Source organism: Enterococcus sp. DIV0703 (assembly GCF_051711065.1).
Classification (GTDB): Bacteria; Bacillota; Bacilli; order Lactobacillales; family Enterococcaceae; genus Enterococcus_B; species Enterococcus_B hirae.
This window is the reverse complement of sequence record NZ_JBIOLX010000001.1, coordinates 1,974,160-1,995,020: the sequence shown is the minus strand read 5'-3', so window position 1 is coordinate 1,995,020 and position 20,861 is coordinate 1,974,160. Positions and strand designations below refer to the sequence as shown.

19 protein-coding genes and 2 pseudogenes are annotated in these 20,861 nt (G+C 37.6%); 19 read left to right on the top strand and 2 right to left on the bottom strand.

Annotated features, from left to right (window positions below):
- The first annotated feature begins 49 nt into the window (after positions 1-49).
- Entirely contained in the window at positions 50-358 is a 309-nt protein-coding gene (locus tag IGK81_RS09110; RefSeq protein ID WP_370566774.1) for an ArsR/SmtB family transcription factor, read from the top strand.
- 151 nt (positions 359-509) lie between these two features.
- Here the strand turns inward: IGK81_RS09110 and IGK81_RS09105 are convergent, their stop codons facing one another.
- Complete coding sequence (locus IGK81_RS09105; protein ID WP_010718532.1) at positions 510-1,367, bottom strand: pyruvate, water dikinase regulatory protein; 858 nt, start codon at positions 1,365-1,367, stop codon at positions 510-512.
- A gap of 92 nt (positions 1,368-1,459) precedes the next feature.
- Between IGK81_RS09105 and IGK81_RS09100 the strand changes: the two genes are divergently transcribed.
- The 11 genes from IGK81_RS09100 to glyS all read left to right on the top strand — a co-directional run bounded on the left by IGK81_RS09100 (position 1,460) and on the right by glyS (position 12,513).
- Entirely contained in the window at positions 1,460-1,888 is a 429-nt protein-coding gene (locus tag IGK81_RS09100) for a Fur family transcriptional regulator (protein WP_010718531.1), read from the top strand.
- Positions 1,889-2,053: 165 nt separating this feature from the next.
- Positions 2,054-2,251, top strand: a complete 198-nt coding sequence (rpsU, locus tag IGK81_RS09095; RefSeq protein WP_010718530.1) for a 30S ribosomal protein S21 — start codon at positions 2,054-2,056, stop codon at positions 2,249-2,251.
- Between the two features lie 26 nt (positions 2,252-2,277).
- The gene (locus IGK81_RS09090; protein WP_010718529.1) at positions 2,278-2,724 is read left to right on the top strand and encodes a GatB/YqeY domain-containing protein; all 447 of its coding nucleotides are present in this window, start codon (positions 2,278-2,280) and stop codon (positions 2,722-2,724) included.
- Between the two features lie 460 nt (positions 2,725-3,184).
- Positions 3,185-4,156, top strand: coding sequence for a PhoH family protein (locus IGK81_RS09085; protein ID WP_010718528.1), 972 nt, complete (start codon positions 3,185-3,187; stop codon positions 4,154-4,156).
- A 19-nt stretch (positions 4,157-4,175) separates the two neighbouring features.
- The gene (locus tag IGK81_RS09080) at positions 4,176-6,371 is read left to right on the top strand and encodes an HD family phosphohydrolase (protein WP_034700932.1); all 2,196 of its coding nucleotides are present in this window, start codon (positions 4,176-4,178) and stop codon (positions 6,369-6,371) included.
- Between the two features lie 41 nt (positions 6,372-6,412).
- Positions 6,413-6,889 carry an rRNA maturation RNase YbeY gene (gene ybeY, locus IGK81_RS09075; protein WP_025480127.1) on the top strand — a complete coding sequence of 159 codons (477 nt, stop codon included), beginning with the start codon at positions 6,413-6,415 and terminating at the stop codon, positions 6,887-6,889.
- Positions 6,867-7,280, top strand: coding sequence for a diacylglycerol kinase family protein (locus tag IGK81_RS09070; protein ID WP_034700929.1), 414 nt, complete (start codon positions 6,867-6,869; stop codon positions 7,278-7,280). The genes ybeY and IGK81_RS09070 overlap by 23 nt, the downstream gene beginning before the upstream one ends.
- Positions 7,281-7,292: 12 nt before the next feature.
- Positions 7,293-8,192, top strand: coding sequence for a GTPase Era (era, locus tag IGK81_RS09065; RefSeq protein ID WP_010718524.1), 900 nt, complete (start codon positions 7,293-7,295; stop codon positions 8,190-8,192).
- Positions 8,193-8,353: 161 nt separating this feature from the next.
- Positions 8,354-9,166, top strand: coding sequence for a DNA repair protein RecO (recO, locus tag IGK81_RS09060; protein ID WP_010718523.1), 813 nt, complete (start codon positions 8,354-8,356; stop codon positions 9,164-9,166).
- Positions 9,167-9,521: 355 nt separating this feature from the next.
- Complete coding sequence (gene glyQ / locus IGK81_RS09055) at positions 9,522-10,439, top strand: glycine--tRNA ligase subunit alpha (protein ID WP_010718522.1); 918 nt, start codon at positions 9,522-9,524, stop codon at positions 10,437-10,439.
- 1 nt (position 10,440) lies between these two features.
- Entirely contained in the window at positions 10,441-12,513 is a 2,073-nt protein-coding gene (gene glyS / locus IGK81_RS09050; RefSeq protein WP_034700925.1) for a glycine--tRNA ligase subunit beta, read from the top strand.
- Between the two features lie 86 nt (positions 12,514-12,599).
- On the opposite strand, the pseudogene IGK81_RS09045 reads toward glyS, so the two are convergent.
- Positions 12,600-12,841 (bottom strand): annotated as a pseudogene (locus IGK81_RS09045) (transposase); the annotation flags it as partial.
- A 1,120-nt stretch (positions 12,842-13,961) separates the two neighbouring features.
- Between IGK81_RS09045 and IGK81_RS09040 the strand changes: the two are divergent.
- The 7 genes and pseudogenes from IGK81_RS09040 to IGK81_RS09010 all read left to right on the top strand — a co-directional run bounded on the left by IGK81_RS09040 (position 13,962) and on the right by IGK81_RS09010 (position 20,851).
- Positions 13,962-14,561: pseudogene (locus IGK81_RS09040) on the top strand (transposase).
- A gap of 400 nt (positions 14,562-14,961) precedes the next feature.
- The gene (locus IGK81_RS09035) at positions 14,962-15,741 is read left to right on the top strand and encodes a hypothetical protein (RefSeq protein WP_034700923.1); all 780 of its coding nucleotides are present in this window, start codon (positions 14,962-14,964) and stop codon (positions 15,739-15,741) included.
- A 40-nt stretch (positions 15,742-15,781) separates the two neighbouring features.
- Complete coding sequence (locus tag IGK81_RS09030) at positions 15,782-16,723, top strand: LCP family glycopolymer transferase (RefSeq protein WP_034700921.1); 942 nt, start codon at positions 15,782-15,784, stop codon at positions 16,721-16,723.
- A 15-nt stretch (positions 16,724-16,738) separates the two neighbouring features.
- The gene (locus tag IGK81_RS09025) at positions 16,739-17,518 is read left to right on the top strand and encodes a YveK family protein (RefSeq protein WP_002308654.1); all 780 of its coding nucleotides are present in this window, start codon (positions 16,739-16,741) and stop codon (positions 17,516-17,518) included.
- 12 nt (positions 17,519-17,530) lie between these two features.
- Positions 17,531-18,229, top strand: coding sequence for a CpsD/CapB family tyrosine-protein kinase (locus IGK81_RS09020; protein ID WP_002337316.1), 699 nt, complete (start codon positions 17,531-17,533; stop codon positions 18,227-18,229).
- A gap of 27 nt (positions 18,230-18,256) precedes the next feature.
- Positions 18,257-19,021, top strand: coding sequence for a tyrosine-protein phosphatase (locus tag IGK81_RS09015; RefSeq protein ID WP_002334849.1), 765 nt, complete (start codon positions 18,257-18,259; stop codon positions 19,019-19,021).
- A 12-nt stretch (positions 19,022-19,033) separates the two neighbouring features.
- Positions 19,034-20,851, top strand: a complete 1,818-nt coding sequence (locus IGK81_RS09010) for a polysaccharide biosynthesis protein (RefSeq protein ID WP_034700915.1) — start codon at positions 19,034-19,036, stop codon at positions 20,849-20,851.
- The last annotated feature ends 10 nt before the right edge of the window (positions 20,852-20,861 follow it).

Here is a 20,861-nt window from a genome sequence, read left to right as displayed (position 1 = left end):
ATTGAGACTGATGGAAAAAGTGGTAAACTTTAGAAGTCAGTCTTTTTTTATGGAGGTGAATCGGTTGACAAACACACCAAAAAGCGAAATAGAAAAAGTGAGTCAATTATTTAAAGTCTTAAGTGATCCTACCCGATTGAAAATATTGATGTATTTAAAAGATGGAGAACAAAATGTGACGGCCATCAGCCAAGCGGTGGAAATGGAACAATCCGCTGTTTCCCACCAACTACGTTTATTAAGGGAAAACCATGTGGTAAAATCGCATCGTGAAGGCAAAGCAATATTGTATAGTTTAGATGATTTTCACGTGTTGGATATCTTGGAACAAACCTTGAAACATGTGGAACATCAGTAAAATAAGAATGAGGCATTTCTAAGGGAATGTAAATAGATTATACTGAAAAAAAAGCCAGCAGACACGTGTCTGCTGGCTTTTTTTTCAACTAGTTATGCGTTTGGTTCTGGTTGTTTGTTATAGCTGCTTGTTGGATACAATTATTTGCTCTTTATTTTTCTCCTGAAGTATCCGTGCCATAATAACTGTGGTCCTCTAAATCTAAGGCATTTAGGATCAACGAAGCCGTTTCTTCAATTGAGAGAGAAGCAACATTGATCACAACGCAACCTAATTTTTCATACAAATCATTAGCAAAATCTAATTCTGCTCGTATTTTTTCGATATCAGAATAAGCCGTATCAGGATTTAATCCATAGGAACGCATCCGTTCTTTTCGAATATTATTTAAAATATCGGGATTATTGGTTAAACCAACAATTTTTTTAGGATCGATCTCCCAAAGTTGTTTTGGGATATGGGCTTGAGGAATGAGTGGGAGATTCGCCACTTTTAAGTTTTTATTCGCTAAAAAAAGACTTAACGGTGTCTTTGACGTTCTGGAAACTCCTAACAATACTACGTCTGCTTCTAAGAAACCTCTTGGATCTTTCCCATCATCGTATTTTACAGCAAATTCCATTGCCTTGATTCGTTTAAAATAATTTTCATTCAATAAATGTAGGGCTCCAGGTTGACGAGTGGGTTGAATTCCTGTTAATCGTTGGATTTCTTCGATCGGTGGAGTCATCACGTCAAAACTAAATAAGTTGTTTTCTTCGCAAAAACTTCGGGTATAATCAATCAGCTCTTGGTTGATCAAGGTATGAAGTACTAACGCTTTTTCTGCTAACGCATCTTGTAAGGCTTGTTCGAGGGTGTCTTGGTCAGTGACAAACGTTCGACGAAATAAATTAAATTCAACTGTAGGATATTGTGCCATGGTTGCCTGTGCGAGTTTTGTTGCTGTTTCACCAGCTGAATCAGAAATGACAAAAAAAGTAACGATCTCAGTAGAGTCAAAAGCCATAAATAAAAAACCTCACTTGCATTTTTTTTATCTTTAGTATACCATACTGTGGAATATGTACTTCGTAATCATTTTGATTTGGAGGGGAAGACTTGAAAAACCAAACATTAATCGAACAATCGTTAGAAATTTTGAAAAATAACGGATTTAAATACACGAAAAAGCGAGAAGCATTATTGACTTATTTGGTCAAAAGAAATCGTTATGTGTCAGCAAAAGAAGTATTTGATTTTATGAATGAGGAATTTAAAGGAGTGAGTTATGATACGATTTATCGTAATCTCCATGATTTCTCTGAGTTAGACTTATTAGAAGAAACCGATTTGAATGGCGAAATGAAGTTTCGCTTTCATTGTTGCCAAGGAGAGATCGGTCACCATCATCATTTTATTTGTACCGTTTGTGGGATGACAAAAGAAATCCATATGTGTCCAATGGACTATTTTGAAAATCAATTATCAGGTTGTACGATCGAAGGTCATCGGTTTGAAATTTTCGGTCGATGTGAAAACTGTCAGTAGTTGTTTTATAATAAAATAACATATCATTATTTTAAAAAATCCAAAGATTCCCTTGACGGTCAAATCAGCATTAGATATAATGTTTTATAGAACAGTCTTGTTTTTTGGATTATAATTTCAATAACAATTACGGTTACTTTTTAAGCTCGGAGGGAGGGAATTAACATGTCAAAAACAGTCATTCGTAAAAACGAATCAATTGACGATGCTCTTCGTCGCTTCAAACGTTCCGTGTCAAAAGCGGGTACTTTACAAGAATCTCGTAAACGTGAATTCTACGAAAAACCAAGCGTAAAACGTAAGAAAAAATCTGAAGCAGCTAGAAAAGCAGCGAAAAAACGCAAAAAAACGCAAAAAAACTAGTTCCTTTATGAATTGGAGTTGGTAGTGTGTCACTACTAAGTAGATTGAACGATGACATGAAAACAGCGATGAAAGCAAAAGATAAAGAATCTTTACAAGTCATACGTATGATTAAGTCATCCATTCAAAACGAGCAAATCAAAGAAGGTCACGACTTGACTGAAGATGAAGAATTAACAGTGTTGTCTCGTGAAATGAAACAACGGCGTGATTCTTTACATGAGTTCGAAGAAGCTGGACGTGACGATTTAGCTGAAAAAGTGAAAAGTGAAATAGTAATTGTTGAAAAATACATGCCAGAACAACTTTCTGAGGATGATATTCGTCAACTTGTTCAAGAAGCGATTACACAAACTGGAGCTTCTTCTGTCAAAGAATTTGGCAAAGTCATGGGTGCGATCATGCCGAAAGTCAAAGGAAAAGCAGATGGGAACCAAGTGAATGCGATTGTGAAAGAGCTATTACAATCTTAAACTTATCATTTAAAGAGTTTGGGACAACCGCCCTCTCTTAAAAAGAAAATAAGCCTGATTTTGATCCATAACGTCAAAATCAGACTTATTTTTTTAGATTTTTTTTCATGCATGTCCCAATTTCCTCAAGGTGAGCGCCAAGGCAACATCAATCGGTACGCCTTGTTCCCCATGCAATCATACATATCCTTCTTTTATCTCTCTTCCTCACTCGATAGATCTAGGCTTGGTTAGGTTTGTTCTTTGCCTTATCTATTAAGTAAAAGCTATTTATTGATAGGCAGGAATCTCTCAATCATGGAATAACATAAAGTAAATCATGGAAGTTCAGCAAAGTAATTTTAGGTTAAAATGAATGAAACGAATAAGGAGTGAGACAACCTTTTTTATTTGCTATATAGTTTTTTATGAATATGGTAAAATAGGAAGGAATGAATTGAAGTAAAGGAGATGTCTATTTTTGACAGAAGCATCCAGTTCTTTAGAAATTAGATTAACAGCTGCTGATGATATCAGTATGTTGTTAGGCTCGCATGACAAACATGTAAAATTAATTGAAGAAATGACTGAAACAACGATTCATACGAGAGGCGAAATGATCCAGATTATTGGAGAAGAGCCGGGGCTTTCGTTAGCACAATCGGTGATACGTACCTTACAAGAATTGATCAAGCGGGGGATACATGTCAGTACACCTGATGTTGTTACTGCCTTAAAAATGGGGCAAAAAGGGACATTGGATTACTTCATTGAAATGTATGAAGAAGAAATCGTCAAAGACCGCAATGGTAAACCGATTCGAGTGAAAAATAGTGGACAAAAACAATATGTCGAGGCCGTTGCTAAACATGACATCGTATTTGGTGTCGGTCCTGCTGGAACAGGTAAAACATTTCTAGCTGTCGTTTTAGCAATTGCTGCGTTGAAAAAAGGCGAAGTCCAAAAAATCATTTTGACTCGTCCAGCGGTGGAAGCAGGAGAAAATCTTGGTTTCTTACCGGGTGATCTGAAAGAAAAGGTTGATCCTTATTTACGTCCAGTGTATGATGCACTGTATCAAATATTTGGTTTAGATCATACCAATCGTTTGATGGAGCGTGGGATCATCGAAATTGCGCCATTAGCTTATATGCGTGGGCGAACACTTGACGATGCTTTTGTAATACTAGATGAAGCTCAAAATACAACAGTGGCACAGATGAAAATGTTCTTGACTCGTTTGGGGTATCAATCAAAAATGATCGTAAACGGCGATACAAGTCAGATTGACTTACCTAAAGGGACGATGAGTGGTTTGATCCATGCAGAACGTACATTGAAACAAATCAAAAAAATTGCTTTCGTCAATTTTGAAGCAAGTGACGTCGTTCGTCATCCTGTTGTAGCCGAAATCATCAAAGCTTATGAAAAGGCAGATCTTCATCAAGAGTAAGGCTTAGGGGGATAAGCGAATGTTGAATAAAATACTCCAACAACTGCAAGCAAAATTAGGAAAGGCGGCAATGCCTTTCTTATTGCTTTTGTTTTTTGTGATCGTTTGTGGCGTCACGTTTAGTAGCGTCAAGCAAAAAGCCAATGACTTTAGAGAAGGACAAGTGGCAGAAGAAAGTATCCGTGCGAATAAAACGATTGAGAATACAGAAGAAACCGAACAAAAAAGAAAATTAGCAGCGGAAGCTGTTACGCCAGAATATACGTATCAACAAGATTTAGCTAGTGAACAAAGTAGTCGCATCAAGCAGCTTTTTGAATTGATCAATAAAACAAATGATTCGATCAATAAAGCGTATAAAGAAAAAGTAGATAAAGCAAAAGAAGATGAAAATGTTCCTAAGCCAACTATCGACGAACGAATTGCAGCTTTAAAGAAGAGTTTTGAAAATGCCAATGCTGAAAACGTGGCATTTTATCAAAAATTACCGACTAATTTTTACACAAAAATCTTTAGTATGTCAGATAGTCAAATTGCGACAGTCCGAGATGAAAGTCTTCGATTGATCAATGAACAAATGAAAAAACAAGTTCGAGAAAGTGATTTAGAAACCTTCAAGCAACAGGCAGAAGAACAGATCCAATATTTGAACGTGACACCTGACCAACAACAAACGATCCATTATCTTGTCGATCAAGGAATCGTCGTAAATGATGTCTTAAATGAAAAGAAAACAGAGGAATTGAAACAATCAGCAAGGAGTGCGGTTCAACCGGTCATGATCTATCAAGGCGAAATCATTGTTCGTGAAGGAAATCAAATCGATGCAGATGCAATGAAAAAGCTTGAATTATTAGGATTGACCAGTCAAACAACGTCAATTTTTCCTTTAGTAGCAATGATCTTAGCAGTCTTATTGCAAATTGCTGTTTTAGTTTACAACTCAATGCAGTACCATGAAGCCGGAAAACGAACAGAGTATGTTCTCTTTTATGTTACGGCTATGTCCATCAGTGTGTTATTAATGAAATTTTTCCAACTATTCCAAACGGAACAAGCAGCTTTTATCCCGCTGTTTTATCCTGCAGCTTTTGTTCCTTTAGTTTTAAATTTCTTTTTGAACCGGAGGGCAGGAATCATGGCTGCCTTGTTCCAAGCCGTATCTGCATTGTTTATTTTTTATGGCTCGATTGGGACCAACTTTTTGACCGTTATCTTGATGGCTTATCTTTTTTCAGGTTTATTAGCGACGGTTTTAAAACGCCAACGAGTGTCAGAACAATGGTTTTCAGCTATGATGTGGGTCATTATTTTTCCGTTGATGATGGATGTTGTGTTGATCGTTTATCAAGGTATGAGCTTTAGTAATGGAACAACTTGGTTAACACTGATTTGTGGCTTTATGGGGGCTTTGCTGTCGTATCTGTTAACGATGGGATTACATCCGTATATCGAATTGATGGTCAACGATGATAGTGTGATCGTCTTGAATGAGTTAAGTAATCCTAACCATCCATTGTTAAAACAGCTATTGGAAGAAGCACCAGGAACTTATCATCACAGTATGATGGTCGCCAATTTAAGCGCAAACGCAGTGGCTGAGATCAATGGGCGGTCATTATTGACACGTGTAGCTTGTTACTACCACGATATTGGTAAAATCAAACATGCTAGCTTTTTTGTAGAAAACTTGCCTTCTGGTGCTGAAAATCCACATAATTTCTTATTACCGGAAGATAGTAAACAGATCATTTTTGGTCATGTGACCGATGGAGCGAAAATTTTAGAGGAATATGGCATGCCGCAAATGGTAATCGATATTTGCCGACAGCATCATGGAACAACATTGATGAAGTATTTCTATATCAAGGCAAAAGAAAGAAATTCTGAAGTCACCGAAGAACAATTTCGTTATCCTGGCCCCAAACCACAGACCCGAGAAGCTGGCATCGTGAATATTGCAGATAGCTGTGAAGCGGCGGTACGGGCAATGGATCATCCAACAGGTGAAAAAATCGAAAAATTTGTCCATAATTTGATTGAAGAACGAATCTCTGATGGTCAACTTGATGATAGTGGTTTAACATTAAAAGAAATTCGCAAAGTGGAAAAATCTTTGATCAGTGGGTTAAGTAGTACCTTCCATTCACGGATCAAATATCCTAAAATGAAATCGGAAGCGGAAACGATGAAAGTAGAAAAAGAAAATGGCTAAAATAAAAAATATCAGCAATAAGTAAGAAAGAAGCGATAAATATGGACATCACATTTATGGATGAAACACAGAAAGTTTCAACAGAAAAAATCAAGGAGATCGAGGACCTTCTGCAATTTGCAGCGGCTCATTTGAAATTATCCGAGGAAACAGAAATGTCTGTTACTTTTATGGACAATGCAGCAATCCAAGAAATCAACCGTGTCTACCGTGGCAAAGATGCCCCAACAGATGTGATTAGTTTTGCATTAGAAGACGAAGGGGAAGACGAAATTCCCGTGATTTTTGAAGAAGGCGATAATCCTTTACCACGAGTATTAGGAGATATCATGATCTCAATTGAGCGTGCCCAGGAACAAGCGGAAGAATATGGTCATTCGTATGATCGAGAGTTGGGATTTTTGGCAGTGCATGGCTTTTTGCACATCAATGGTTATGATCACATGACACCCGAAGATGAAGCAGAGATGTTTGGTTTACAGAAAGAGATTTTAGATGCTTATGGACTTAAAAGATAAAGAGTGCGAGAAAAAGGTTGAGAAAAATAAGCACTTCGCTATGTCAGTAGAATTTGCTCTTCAAGGGGTTAAAACAGTCTTTGATGAGGAACGTAATATGAAAAAACATGTAGGTTTTGGGTTGCTGGCGTTTTTTATGGGGGTTGTATTTCAACTGAATCAAATAGAATGGCTGTGGTTAGTTTTAGCAGTTTTTCTGGTGTGGATCGTTGAGATTTTAAATACTGTTTTTGAGAATGTGGTGGATATGTTTACCGATTTTCATTTCCATCCAATTGGGAAAAAAATCAAAGATATGGCGGCAGGAGCAGTGTTAGTCACCGCTTGTTTTGCAGTGATCGTCGGTCTCATTTTATTTGTACCTAAAATCTATCAAATGTTTTTTAATTAAAAGGAGAATAATATGTTAGAACATAAATCAGGTTTTGTCGCTATTGTGGGACGACCAAATGTTGGCAAATCAACATTATTAAATCGAATCGTTGGGCAAAAAATTGCTATCATGAGTGACAAGGCACAAACGACCAGAAATAAGATCCAAGGCGTTTATACGACACCAGAAGCACAGTTGATTTTTATCGACACTCCGGGAATCCATAAACCAAAACATCGTTTGGGTGATTTTATGGTGGAATCAGCCTACAGTGCACTAAGAGAAGTGGATGCTGTCTTATTTATGATCAGTGCGGATCAAAAACGTGGACGTGGGGATGATTTTATTATTGAACGATTAAAAAATGTTCAATCACCTGTTTATTTGATCATCAATAAAATCGATAAAGTTCATCCAGATGAATTATTAGGAATCATCGAAGATTATTCGGCACAAATGCCTTTTGCACAAGTTGTACCGATTTCGGCTACAGAAGGGAACAATGTGGACCGTCTAATGGAAGTGTTGATCGCTGAGATGCCAGAAGGTCCTCAATACTTCCCGGATGATCAAGTAACGGATCATCCAGAATACTTTATCGTTTCGGAATTGATTCGTGAGAAAGTCCTGTTTTTGACTAGAGATGAAGTCCCACATTCAGTGGCTGTTGTTGTTGACTCAATGAAACGCAATGAAAATGATAAAATCCAAATTCAAGCAACCATTATCGTTGAACGTGATAGTCAAAAAGGGATTATCATCGGTAAAGGTGGTAAAATGCTAAAAGAAATTGGGACGAAAGCAAGAAAAGATATTGAAAATTTGCTTGGTGACAAAGTATTTCTAGAACTATGGGTTAAAGTTCAGAAAGATTGGCGCGATAAAAGAGTTTATTTACAAGATTTTGGTTACCGCAAAGAGGAATACTAACTTTAAGTAGATAAAAATGAGTTGAACGTGAATATTCGATAGACGAAACCGCGTGTAAAAGTCAGAAGACAAGAAAATGAGTAGAATAAGTGGAAAAGTAAAATGATTCAGTGAATGATTTTTCTTTTCCTTATTCTTTTTCTAAAAGGGGGGCGAAAAAAATGAGCCAGCTAGCCGAATCAAAAGGGATCATATTGTCCAGTCGAAATTATAAAGAAAAAGACAAATTAGTGAAAATTTTTACTGAGTCTGCGGGGAAGCTGATGTTTTATGTCAAAGGAATTCACCGGCAAAACCAACCATTAGCCCCTGCACTACTCCCTTTTACTGAAGGAATCTACATTGGTACGTTTAAAAGTGAAGGACTTTCGTTTATAACCAGCGTAAAAGATGTTCACTCCTTTAGAAAAATTCAAGAAGACATTTTTTTAAGTGGTTACGGCACGTATTTGTTAAACTTAGTGGATGCAGCGATCGAAGACCATCAATATGATCCCCATCTTTTTCAATTTACACAAGCAGCATTGCAACGGATGGATCAGGGTGACGACGCGGAAATCATCACTAACATCTTTGAGGTACAATTATTGCAACGCTTTGGGATTGCACCGATTTGGACACATTGTGTGGTGTGTGGCAAAACACAAGGTAAATTTGATTATTCTTCCAAATATGGAGGCGTGCTATGCGAAGAACATTGGTCAATGGATCACCGTCGTTATCATGCAGATCCAAGAGCTGTTTATTTCGTGCGTATGTTCTCTGCTATTTCTTATGATAAGATCACAGGGATCAATTTAAAAGACGAAACCAAGGCAACGATCAGGCAACTGATTGACCAGTTATACGAAGAATACGTAGGGATTCATCTAAAAAGTAAAAAGTTCATTGATCAAATGAAATCATGGGAACATGTCCTAAAAAAGCCTGATCCGGAAGGAGAAAGTGCTTCTGAAAACCAAAAAAATGAGTAGAATGTTCAATCAACATTCAAAACTATTTGACAAAAGCCTAACTATACGTCTATTATGGAACCTAGATAAATGAGAGTTTTGTACAAAAACTTGATTGGCTAAATAAAAGAATAAAGTACGTTGAACAAGATCAGTAAAAAATACGTAGCAAAAGCGAGTTCGGGAGGGTGTGAGCCGAATGCTGTCGGTTTTTGAAGAGGCACTTGGGAGTACTGACAATGAAGCTGCCGAAATTTTCGGAAGTAGGGTGGAACCGCGAAGTTATTCGTCCCTATGTTTGTTTAGACAAGCATAGGGACTTTTTGTTGTTTCAAATTCTCAGCAAACTATTTAGAAGTGGAAGGAGTCATTTTAAATGAGCAAAAAATTATCTGTACAAGACATGATCTTGACGTTACAAAAATTTTGGTCATCAAATGGGTGCATGTTGATGCAAGCCTATGATACAGAAAAGGGGGCAGGTACAATGAGCCCATATACCTTTTTACGAGCAATTGGACCAGAGCCTTGGAATGCAGCATACGTAGAACCTTCTCGTCGCCCAGCCGATGGTCGTTATGGGGAAAATCCGAACCGTCTGTATCAACATCATCAGTTCCAAGTAGTGATGAAACCATCACCTGAAAATATCCAAGAACTTTATTTAGAAAGTTTACGTTTATTGGGGATCGATCCTTTGGAACACGACATTCGGTTTGTCGAAGATAACTGGGAAAACCCTTCGATGGGCTGTGCTGGTGTTGGTTGGGAAGTTTGGCTCGATGGAATGGAAATTACACAATTCACGTATTTCCAACAAGTCGGCGGTCTGCCATGTAAACCAGTGACATCTGAAATTACTTATGGTTTGGAACGCTTGGCATCCTACATCCAAGAAGTAGAAAGTGTCTATGATCTTGAATGGTCAGATGGCGTAAAATATGGGGAGATTTTCAAACAGCCTGAATACGAACACTCCAAGTATTCATTTGAAGTCAGTGATCAAGAACTATTATTAAGTAATTTTGATCGTTTTGAAAAAGAAGCTAAACGATGCATTGATGAAAATTTAGTTCATCCTGCCTATGATTACATTTTAAAATGCAGTCATACATTCAATCTATTAGATGCTCGTGGTGCAGTTTCTGTTACAGAACGTGCTGGTTATCTGTCACGTATCAGAAATATGGCAAAATCTGTTGCAAAGATTTTTGTGGCAGAGCGTGAAAAATTAGGATTTCCTTTATTGAATAAAAACACAGCAAATCCAGAAACGGTTAAGGAGGCTGAATAACATGGCAAAAGAGTTACTTTTAGAAATCGGGTTGGAAGAAATGCCTGCCCATGTAGTTACACCAAGCATGAAACAACTGGAACAAAAAACAGCAAAGTTTTTAGATGAACACCAATTGTCTTATGATACAATCGAAACTTTTTCAACGCCAAGACGTTTAGCGATCAAAGTAACCAATATCCCAGAACGTCAAGCAGATAGCGAAGAAGAATTAAAGGGTCCGGCTAAAAAAATCGCATTGGATTCAGATGGAAATTGGACGAAAGCCGCAGAAGGGTTTGTACGTGGTCAAGGTTTGACGACTGACGATATTACCTTTAAAGAGCTGAAAGGTGTAGAGTATGTGTACGTAACCAAATATACACATGGACAACCAGCGAAAGAAGTATTGACTGGACTTGCAGATGTCATCAAAAGTTTGACATTTCCTGTTACGATGCATTGGGCAAATTTTGACTTTGAATATATTCGTCCTATTCATTGGATTGTTGCTTTACTAGATGATGAAGTGATTCCTTTCGAGATTTTAGATGTTACAACAGATCGCACATCACGTGGTCATCGTTTCTTAGGAGAAACAGTTCGTTTCGCTCATGCCAATGAGTATGAAGAAAAATTACAAGAACAATTCGTGATAGCTGCGCCACATAAAAGAAAAGAAATGATTGTCCAACAAGCAACAGAATTAGCAGAGAAAAACCATTGGACGATCGATTTAGACGAAAAGTTATTAGAAGAAGTGAATAATTTAGTCGAATATCCCACAGTTTTTGCTGGCGATTTTGAAGAAAAATATCTGTCTGTCCCTGAAGAAGTATTGGTTACTTCAATGAAGGAGCACCAACGTTATTTTGAAGTAAGAAATGACCAAGGATTACTCTTGCCACATTTTATTTCTGCTCGAAATGGGGATCGTGTCAAACTAGAAAACGTGATCCGTGGAAATCAAAAAGTATTGACTGCTCGTTTAGAAGATGCAGAGTTTTTCTACAATGAAGATAAAAAGATTCCAATCGAGACTTTTGTTGATAAATTAAAATCAGTGACTTTCCATGAAAAAATTGGAAGCATCTACGAAAAAATGCAACGAGTACAAGTTATTGCTCGTATTTTAGGTAAATCTGTCGGCTTATCACCAGAAGAGTTAACGGATTTACAACGTGCTGCTGAAATCTATAAATTTGATTTAGTGACCAACATGGTAGGTGAGTTTCCAGAGCTTCAAGGGATCATGGGTGAAAAATATGCGCGATTACACGGCGAAACATCAGCTGTAGCAACAGCTATCAAGGAACACTATCTGCCAATTTCAAGTGAAGGTGACTTACCAGAAACCAAAATTGGTGCAGTATTAGCGATTGCAGACAAATTAGATAGTATCTTCTCTTTCTTTACAGTTGGAATGATCCCAAGTGGGTCAAATGATCCGTATGCTCTTCGTCGTCAAGCGTATGGGATTGTCCGCATCATCGAAGCAAAAAATTGGGCATTTCCTTTGTCTGTTCTGCAAGAAACGATTAGTGAAGTTATCAGTAAAGATACAGATCGTTTTGGTATTGCCTTGTCAGCGGGACAACAAGTGATCGACTTTATCAAAGGCCGTCTACGCCAATTATTGATAACGAAGAATATCCGTCATGATATCATCGAGGCTGTTTTGAATTCAGAACAAAAAGATCTGACAAAAATATTTGCAACAGCACAATTGTTCAAGAAACATCTTGCAGATGAAGACTTCAAACCATCAATGGAAGCTTTGACACGTGTCGTGAACTTAGCGAAAAAAGCTGAGCTTGAAAAACAATCAGAAGTAGAACCTGATCTGTTCGAAAACGAAGCGGAGAAAGAACTGTACAAAGCAGTAGAAGCAATGAAAACAAGCTTTGCTGACCAAACGATCAACGAAAATTATGATCAGCTTGTAAGTCTTCGCCCACTGATCGAAAATTATTTTGATCAGACGATGGTCATGGCAAAAGAACCAGAAGTACGTAAGAACCGATTAACGCAATTAAGTCAAATTGCTACCATTGCTTTATCACTAGCAAGTTTGGATCAAATCATCACAAAATAATTTTAGCTCTTTGTTAATAAGAACTGATGAGTGGTATAAAATCAAATCTGGGTCAGAATGAACCTTATTCTGTCTCAGATTTTTTGTTATTTCACGTTAATTAATTGATTGATCAAAAAGATTCTAATTTTCATGTTCACAAATGATTTAAATCCGTAAGCTACACATTTTATTGTCTTTATATGGGGATTCTTTGATTCTGTTTTTCCATTAGAGTAAGGGTAAATCAGTGCATTGGTGATCCCTTATTGATAGAACAGAATGTTTTGAAGTTTCGTTGAAAGCGATCATCCGGAGTTTCTGGAAGTTCTTTTAATAAGGAGAAGAACCGCAGTTTTTTACAAGCACACGGAGGAGGAAAAAGAACTGTATCAATGATTACGGTATTCTTCTTCTGGAAGGTTTCGTAAGCAACCTCGGTAATATTAAAAGTTTTGTTTACTAATCTTAGCATTTTTTTGATAGAATCATTTATAGCGCATATCGTTCTCTCAGTTACTTATGTTACGGTGATTTAATCAGACTAAAGAACGATATGTTTTTTAATAGTAAAAATGAAAATGGGACTGAAGAATCAATTCTGATTCATCAGTCCCATAAATTATAGAGCCATAATTTTCTAATATGTAAATAAACCAGCGAACAGGCACAAAATAGGCTATTTCTCTGGTTTATTGGTTCTATACTTTTTGATGAAAAACATAGAAAAGATACCCTGAAATCCTTTAGAATCAAATTAACGAACCAATTCATAAGAGGATTCAAGATGTCTATACTTAGCTTATCAAAGATCCTCTAAATATTCTAGACCTAAATATCTATTTCGAGGAAAATTATTTAATCAAAGAAAGATATAAAGGGGAAATTTTATTGATTTACAAATATATTCTTCAATACACACTTGAAAAGTGTCCACATTGTTTTTGTGTCGTCCTCTATAGGATCATATGTTAGGGGACGACAACCGTCCGGTTGTTACTTAATGAAGTGTAGTGCCTGAGTATCGGACCTATCTGGAATTGAAGAAACAACGATTCAAATGTAAGACTTGCCAACGCACCTTCGTAACGGATACCTCTGTCGCTGAGAAGAGCTGTTTTATTAGTCAAAAAGTTCGTTGGTCTGTCGTTACTCGTCTAAAAGAGAATACTTAGGTGACGGAATTTGCTCGTCAGAAAAATATTTGTACTTCTACGGTTTATTGTGTCCCCCCCCATTGAACCCTTTTAAACAGACTTTGCCAAAAGTCTAATGCTTTATTAAAATCGGTTCAAAATGTTGCAAGTGCCATGAGTTTTATAATGGTGGATGGACAAAGGTATAAACTACTGGACATTGTCGTAAATCGACGATTTCCTTATTTAGAACGCTGTTTTCCTCGGCTTTCCTTAGCAACTCGAAAAGCCGTTTAATTCATTATTATTGATAGGTATGCGCCTTATGTTTCATTGGTTAAAAAGCTTTTGCTAAATGCTCAGTTGATTATTTATCGTTTCCATATTGTCCAACATACAGGAAGAACTTTTTTAAACCATCGAGTGAAGGAAAACAAGTCACGACTTAAAAGGGCTTTTCAATACTAACGTGGACTTGCAAAAAAATGAAACGTTATTGGAAACTCCTACAAAAAGAAGAGGCAAAGTTGAACTATGAAAAAACGGGTTTGGTGTGCCAGTTTTAAAGATTATTTAACTGAAAGCGAGGTTGTCGATCGGCTGTTAGCTGCTTGTCCCAACCTACGACAAGGCTATCAGTTATACCAAGATGTTCTTTATGCAGTAAAGAAAAGAGATCATTCACTATTTGAGGACTGTTTATCCAGAGAAGTCAGCCAGCTACCTCAAACTTATGAGACAACTTTGCGAACATTTAAAAAGTTTCTGTCACAGATCCAAAATGCCCTCCGCTACAGTTATTCAAACGGACCACTAGAATGTTTAAACAACCCTATTAAAGTATTAAAACGTAATGCTTATGGTTTTCGAAATTTTTATCATTTCAAACGCCGGATTATGATTCGGCACGATAAAACTATTTTAACCAAATAAAAAGAACAGAAAGAAGACTTTCTTCTCTCTGTCTCAATTATTCTAAGATTTCTCTTTACCAGCATCCTTTGACAAAGAGCCGGCTTTAACTTATATTTATTATAAATATTATTAAATTAATGTTATTTTTACGTTATTTTATTTTTTGTGTAACTTTTAAAAATACCTATGAAAATAAAAACGATTAATTATTATCTTAATTTATGTTTTTATTTACTTTTGAATTGTGAATTATCCTAGTCAAGAAAATAATTTATGGTATGATTATGTAGGGGAAACTTGTTTACAAATATTTCTGTGAATATATTAGTCTAATTATGTTTTTTTATAAAGAGCTGTCATTTTTATGTAAGTGAATTATATCTTAATTTATCTATCATCCATACTTAGGAGTGAATCTATGGAAAAGCCATTCATCAAGTCATTGACTACTGTGGTGGTAGGTGCAGGTGCTATTGCGATCTGTTTGTTTGGATACCATATCAATAATCAGCGGCAACATCAGCAACGGATCAATTATGCAGAATCTGCTATCACCAATCAAAAAGACACCTTGACTTCTTTATCAAAAGAAGTAGATAAGCTGTATAGTACAAAAGAAAAAATTTTTCTAAACCCCAAAATAACAGAAGAAACAATCACAAGTTTGTCAAATAAGCTATCCTCTGTGAAACTTTCAGCAGATGATTACGACATCAAAGAATCAGAATTAGCTAAAGAAGCTGTTGCAATCCAAGATGAGAAGAAAGCAATCGTGACACAGTTAGATGGTGCAGAATCAAAACTAAAGATCCAGACAGCTATCAACGATTTATTTACTAAAAATGTATCAAACTGGCAACAAGCTGTAGACGATGTTTTCATCAAAGAAAAGGTGACAAGTGCAGATATCGCTCGTATACGTGAAAATATGAGTTTTTTTAAAGATAGTCCTTGGAAAACAGTTGTTATGCAATATCTAGGATTCGCTGATACACAGATCGCTCAAGTTACGCAACTAGATCAGTTATTCGATACGATGTTAAAGGATGGTCAAGTGACTGCTATCGCTACTTACGATCAATATTTGACCGCACTCAGTCTCATCGAACAGATCCGGAATGAAAAAATAAGAGCCGCATACGCGTCAAAAGCAGAAACAGTCGCTCAGCAAATGGGCTATAGCAATACGAGCTATTAATAAGCGAGAATTCAAGAAAGGCTATCAAACGGAGGAAACTATGGCAAAACGAAGAAGATCAAGAGGGAAAAAGATATTTCTAATTATTTTAGCAATTCTTGTCGTATTAGTATTAGCAATCGTAGGAGTAGGAGCAAAATTATATCTAGATCTCTCACATTCTATTGAAAAAACTTACGAATCAGTGGAACGAACCCAAGGAGAACGAACAAAACCAGTTGATCTGGACAAACAAGAATCTTTCTCTGTTCTATTGATGGGGATTGATACGGGAGATTTAGGTCGGGTCGATCAAGGACGATCAGATACGATGATGGTTGCCACAATCAGTCCTGAAGACAAACAGACAACGATTGTCAGCATTCCTCGTGATACGTATGTCGACATCGTTGGACATGAGACAAAAGACAAGATCAACCACGCTTACGCATTCGGCGGAGCTGCCATGGCGATGGATACCGTACAAAAATATGTAGACATCCCAATCGACCACTATGTTTCAATCAATATGAAAGGTCTAAAAGAACTCGTTGATGCAGTTGGTGGTATCGAAGTCAATAATGACCTCACCTTCTCACAAGATGGCTATGATTTTACGATCGGTAAAATCACATTGAACGGGGATCAGGCATTGTCTTATTCTCGTATGCGTTATGAAGATCCAAATGGTGACTACGGCAGACAAGAACGTCAAAGAAAGATCGTAGAAGGTGTAGCGAAAAAAGTATTGAGTCTGAACGGTGTCAGCAACTATCAATCTGTTTTAAATGCTCTAGAGTCGAATATGAAAACAGACATGAGCTTTGATGAAATGAAAAAGATTGCTTTAGATTATCGGGAGGCATTTGGTACGATCAAGCAAGATCAGCTGCAAGGAGAAGGCTTCATGCAAGACAATATCTCATACCAAAAAGTCAGCGATCAAGAACTTGACCGTGTGAAAAAAGAATTAAAAGATCAAATGAATCTAGAGAATAAATAGGAAAGTGGAGAAAAAATGGAAGAGACAATCAGCTTGAAAGAAATTTTTGAAACATTACGCAAACACGTGATAACAATCCTCATCTCAATGTTTGCTGGCTTGGCCATCTCAGGCATCGTGACGTTTTTCATCTTGACGCCAAAATACAGCTCACAAGCCCAATTGATCGTGACACTGCCGCAATCAGATACTGCAAATGTCAATGATGTCAATACGAACCTGCAAATGATCAATACGTATAAGGATATGATCGTCAGTGATCTAGTACTAAATGAAGTCAAAGATCGTTTAGAAACAGAAGACAATGTGAAAATGACTGCTGGACAAATCAAAGATGCTATCTCCGTCAATCAGTCACAAAATTCACAAATGTTCTCGATCCAAGCAACAAGCACAAATGCAGTGACGGCTCAACAAATCGCTAATACAACGTCACAAGTATTCCAAGAGAACGCCAAAGACGTGATGAATGTCGATAAAATCTCGATCATCTCAGGTGCAGTTGCCAATACGACACCTGTTTCGCCAAATAATAAATTGAATCTAGTGATTGGCTTAGTGTTAGGAATGATGGTAGGTGTAGGTCTAGCTTTCTTATTTGAATTACTTGACCGGACAGTAAAAGATGAAAAATATGTGACGGATACATTAGGCTTCCCAATCTTAGGAACAGTTCCAGAAATGTCAGCGAAAGAATTGAATGCGGGTATCCGTAAAAAAGGACCAGCTCCGACACAACCAAAAGCTACAAATGATAAAACAGCGCCATCACGCAGAAGCCGCTCAAGAGTCTAGGAGGAAAGAAAAATGGCACGAACACAGAAACAAAAAGCAACCCAAACTCATGCAGTCAGTTTGGTCACACTCACAAATCCCTCTTCACCAATCGCTGAACAATATCGTACGATTCGGACGAATATCCAGTTTGCCTCCGCAGCTGGTCAGCAAATCAAAACGATTGTTGTGACTTCATCAGGACCTGGAGAAGGGAAATCGACCACTGCAGCAAACATTGCCGTTGTTTTTGCCAAATCTGGTCAACGGGTGCTGCTAGTCGATGCAGACTTACGTAAGCCCGTCATCTATAAAACGTTCAAGTTGAACAACGCAAGCGGATTAAGTACTGTTCTTAGTTCATCAGGAAGTGTAGCAGATGAGATCCAACGAACACCAGTCGACAATTTGTCGATTCTGCCAAGTGGACCTAAACCACCAAATCCATCAGAGTTACTAAGCTCGCCAAGAATGGATCAAATTTTAGCAGAAGCAAGACAACTATTTGATGTAGTAATCTTCGACATGCCGCCAGTCGTTGCCGTAACAGATGCGCAGATCATGTCTTCCAAAACGGATGGCACCTTATTGGTCGTACGGGAAAATACGTCACGTAAAGAATCATTGACTAAAGCAAAAGAACTGTTAGATATGGTACAAGCGCGAGTCCTTGGTGTTGTATACAATGGGGCAGAACACAGCAAAGATGCTGGCTATTACTACGGGAATTAAGAATTAAAAAGAGAGGAGACAAGAGAAATGATCGATCTACATTGCCATATCCTGCCAGGAATCGATGACGGAGCAGAAAACTTAGATGCCAGTATCGCCATGGCTGAAAAAGCGATTCAACAAGGGATCACACATATTTTATGCACACCCCATCACAATAATGGAAAATACAGCAATGAAAAATCACAAGTCATTTCTCTAGTCGCTTCGTTACAAGCAGAATTAGAGAAAAGACAATTGCCTTTGACGTTATTGGAAGGACAAGAAGTACGTATTACCGGAACACTGATTGAAGACATCCACCGAGATGAAATTTTATTTACAGATTTAGATGATACATATCTTCTAATCGAATTTCCGACACTGGAAGTGCCGTTATATGCAGAACGGCTCTTTTTTGAGTTGTTACAACTAGGAAAGACACCAGTGATCGTCCATCCAGAACGCAACGCGCATTTTCGTAAAGACCCGAATCATTTGCTGCCATTCCTAGATATGGGATGCTTGGCCCAACTCACCGCACCAAGTTATGTCGGTGTATTTGGCAAAGATATCCAGAAAACAGCCAAAACGATGGTCAAACATAACCTCGTGCAAATGGCTGCTTCCGATGCCCATGGGGTCTCTAAACGTACCTTTTACTTAAAAGAATGTTATGAGCAAATCGCCAAGGACTTTGGTAAGGAAAAAGTAGTACAGATGAAACAAGTCGCAAAGGACCTGATCAACGGGGATGAGATCAGTTATCCAGTCTATGAAGAGGTAAAAAAGAAGAAGTTTGGTTTATTTTAGGGGGAATGTAGGGTGTTTGTTTTAACAAGAAGAAGAAAAATCATTACTTTGATTTTAGTAGACAGCTTGTTATTGATTGCTGCAAATAGTGCAGCGGTTAATTTTATGGAGCCGTTTGTAGCTATACCAATAGATCTTATTTTAATCTCCAGCGGGTTATCGATTATTTTTTATCTATTATATGGTAGTTTTTTCAAAGTATTCACTCGAATCAATCGTTACACCAATTTAAGAGAGATGATTGCAATTTTTAGTTCACTATCTGCAAGTGCTGCCTCAAGTATCCTCATACTGCTGTTCATTAATCGGCGATACAGTTTACGGTTAGTTATCTTTGCTTATCTGCTTTCGCTCTTATTGATCATCGGCAGCCGATTGATCTGGCGTATCTATATCGAAACAAAAAATATGAGGTATCTATCAACAGATTCCGCTAAAAATACCTTGATCGTTGGGGCCGGTGAAGGTGGACGTATTTTATACAACAGTTTTCTTGGATCCAAAACGGCTCAAGATATCCATGTCGTTGGATTCGTGGATGATGATCCGAATAAAAGAAATACCTATCTTTCAGGAAAAAAAGTATTAGGTGCATTAAAAGATATTCCGGAATTGATTGAAAAATATGACATTCAAATGGTAACGATCGCTATCCCTTCTTTACCAAGAAAAAAATTACGAAGAATCTTTGAGTTAGTCGAATCCGCTCATGTGAAAGTCAACACGATGCCTTCTATGGAAGAACTTGCTTCAGGGAAAATCAGCGTATCAAAATTAAAAACCATCGACGTAGTGGATTTACTGGGAAGAGATGAGGTAGAGTTGGATATCGAATCCATCAAAGACCAGATCACGAACAAAGTCATTCTGGTCACCGGTGCAGGAGGATCGATCGGTTCAGAAATCTGCCGGCAAATCATCCAGTTTGACCCTGCAAAACTATTACTTCTAGGTCATGGAGAGAACTCGATTTACTTGATTGACCGTGAATTACGCACGCATCATCAAAAGTGTCCTACAGAAATCGTACCGATCATCGCAGATATCCAAGATCGCAAGAAAATCAATGAGATCATGGAACAATACCACCCAGATATCGTCTACCATGCAGCCGCTCATAAGCATGTACCATTGATGGAATATAACCCAAAAGAAGCAGTCAAAAACAATATTTTCGGTACAAAAAATATAGCAGAAGCAGCCAAAGCAGCGAAAGTAAAAAACTTCGTCATGGTCTCGACAGATAAAGCCAACAATCCGCCAAACGTCATGGGTTCAACAAAACGAATCGCTGAAATGATCGTGACTGGGTTGAATGAAGAAGGATGTACGAAATTCTCAGCTGTCAGATTTGGGAATGTCCTTGGTTCTCGTGGAAGCGTGATTCCAGTATTCAGAGAACAAATTGCTCAAGGTGGACCAGTCACTGTAACAGACTTTCGTATGACTCGATATTTCATGACGATTCCTGAAGCGAGTCGTTTAGTTATTCAATCTGGCGCATTAGCAAAAGGCGGCGAAATCTTTATTTTAGATATGAGCGAACCAGTGAAAATCGTAGATCTAGCCAAAAACATGATCCGATTGAGCGGATATAGCGAAGACGAGATTGAAATCATTGAAACAGGTATCCGTCCAGGGGAAAAACTATATGAAGAACTATTGTTAGATAAGGAAAGAAACGATGAAGCAGTTTACGAGAAGATCTTTGTGGGAAACATCAAAGGTTACTCCATGCAAACAGTGATGGACTTCGTCAATAGCCTGCCGCAAGACGACGAACAATTGGCTAAAGAGATCGTCACTTTTGCAAATGCTTCGAATAAGTAGGGGGAGTAAA

Excerpts from the sequence above, each read along its gene's own strand:
- IGK81_RS09110 (WP_370566774.1), top strand. The coding sequence starts at position 50 with ATGGAGGTGAATCGGTTGACAAACACACCAAAAAGCGAAATAGAAAAA.
- glyS (WP_034700925.1), top strand. The coding sequence starts at position 10,441 with ATGGCAAAAGAGTTACTTTTAGAAATCGGGTTGGAAGAAATGCCTGCC.
- glyQ (WP_010718522.1), top strand. The coding sequence starts at position 9,522 with ATGAGCAAAAAATTATCTGTACAAGACATGATCTTGACGTTACAAAAA.
- IGK81_RS09015 (WP_002334849.1), top strand. The coding sequence starts at position 18,257 with ATGATCGATCTACATTGCCATATCCTGCCAGGAATCGATGACGGAGCA.
- IGK81_RS09035 (WP_034700923.1), top strand. The coding sequence starts at position 14,962 with ATGGAAAAGCCATTCATCAAGTCATTGACTACTGTGGTGGTAGGTGCA.
- IGK81_RS09030 (WP_034700921.1), top strand. The coding sequence starts at position 15,782 with ATGGCAAAACGAAGAAGATCAAGAGGGAAAAAGATATTTCTAATTATT.
- IGK81_RS09105 (WP_010718532.1), bottom strand. The coding sequence starts at position 1,367 with ATGGCTTTTGACTCTACTGAGATCGTTACTTTTTTTGTCATTTCTGAT.
- rpsU (WP_010718530.1), top strand. The coding sequence starts at position 2,054 with ATGTCAAAAACAGTCATTCGTAAAAACGAATCAATTGACGATGCTCTT.
- recO (WP_010718523.1), top strand. The coding sequence starts at position 8,354 with ATGAGCCAGCTAGCCGAATCAAAAGGGATCATATTGTCCAGTCGAAAT.
- ybeY (WP_025480127.1), top strand. The coding sequence starts at position 6,413 with ATGGACATCACATTTATGGATGAAACACAGAAAGTTTCAACAGAAAAA.
- IGK81_RS09080 (WP_034700932.1), top strand. The coding sequence starts at position 4,176 with ATGTTGAATAAAATACTCCAACAACTGCAAGCAAAATTAGGAAAGGCG.
- era (WP_010718524.1), top strand. The coding sequence starts at position 7,293 with ATGTTAGAACATAAATCAGGTTTTGTCGCTATTGTGGGACGACCAAAT.
- IGK81_RS09025 (WP_002308654.1), top strand. The coding sequence starts at position 16,739 with ATGGAAGAGACAATCAGCTTGAAAGAAATTTTTGAAACATTACGCAAA.
- IGK81_RS09070 (WP_034700929.1), top strand. The coding sequence starts at position 6,867 with ATGCTTATGGACTTAAAAGATAAAGAGTGCGAGAAAAAGGTTGAGAAA.
- IGK81_RS09020 (WP_002337316.1), top strand. The coding sequence starts at position 17,531 with ATGGCACGAACACAGAAACAAAAAGCAACCCAAACTCATGCAGTCAGT.